The organism is Burkholderia sp. B10, assembly GCF_004368385.1.
Lineage (GTDB): Bacteria > Pseudomonadota > Gammaproteobacteria > Burkholderiales > Burkholderiaceae > Burkholderia > Burkholderia vietnamiensis.
The window spans coordinates 1-928 of the sequence record NZ_PQMX01000178.1 but is presented as its reverse complement, the minus strand read 5'-3'; the positions used below and the strand labels follow the sequence as shown (position 1 = coordinate 928).

The 928-nt window shown below is 68.0% G+C and carries 1 protein-coding gene; it reads right to left on the bottom strand.

Features of this window, described 5'->3' with window-relative positions:
- Positions 1-70 precede the first annotated feature (70 nt).
- Entirely contained in the window at positions 71-547 is a 477-nt protein-coding gene (locus C3Y15_RS31470; RefSeq protein WP_034193745.1) for an OsmC family protein, read from the bottom strand.
- Between the last annotated feature and the right edge of the window lie 381 nt (positions 548-928).

The window sequence follows — 928 nt, the reverse complement described above, 5'->3', positions numbered from 1 at the left end:
GATGGCGGGCAGGTCGGCGGGCACGGGTGGCAGGCTTGCCGTGTCGCGCGCCGCCGTTACGCGTTACGCGTTACGCGGCCGCGGACTCGATCACCGGTTCGCAGCGGATCGGAAAGTCGACCGAGTTCGCGATATAGCACTTCGCATGCGCATCGTGATGCAGACGCGCCGCCAGCTCGCGATCGTCGCCCGCGCGGATCGTCACATGCGGATGCAGCACGATTTCGCTGAAACAACCGTGATCGGGGCCGTCGAGCATCGTTCCGTGCGCGTCGTCGAGATACGCGAGCACGCGGACGCCGGCCTCCGCGCAGAGATGCAGATACCAGAGCTTGTGGCACGCCGACGCCGACGCCACCAGCAGATCCTCAGGGTTCCAGCGCTGCGCGTCGCCGCGGAACGCAGGATCGGACGAGCCCGGAATGTCGGGCTTCGAACCCGCGCGAATCACGTGATCGCGGCCGTATTCGCGATACCCGGACGTGCCGCTGCCGCGGTTGCCGGTCCACTCCACTGCCACGCGGTACTTGTGTTCGCCATGCGCCATTTCGATCTCCTCGGTGACGGAACGTGAGGCCGCCATTGTGACACCGGAAGGCGGGTGATTCGGCGGGCGGGTGCGCGGGCGGTCACGCGGTCGGTCACGACGGCGGGTTTAGGCTTCGTGAGCAGCCATAGCGCGGGCGGGCCGATGGCGTGCGCGGTCTGGCCGTCTGGCCCGTTTCCCGAAGCGCCCGAAGCGCGGGCATACCGCGGCACTCGTGCGTCGCGCGTCGTGCGTTGCGCGTTGAGCATCGAGCGCCGGACTTCGGACTTCGGCCATGGGCTTCGGCTTCGGCATCGGCTTCGGCATCGGCTTCGGCATCGGCATCGGCTTCGGCTTCTGCTTCGGCTTCGGCATCGGCTTAGGCTTCCGCTTCGGCTTCGG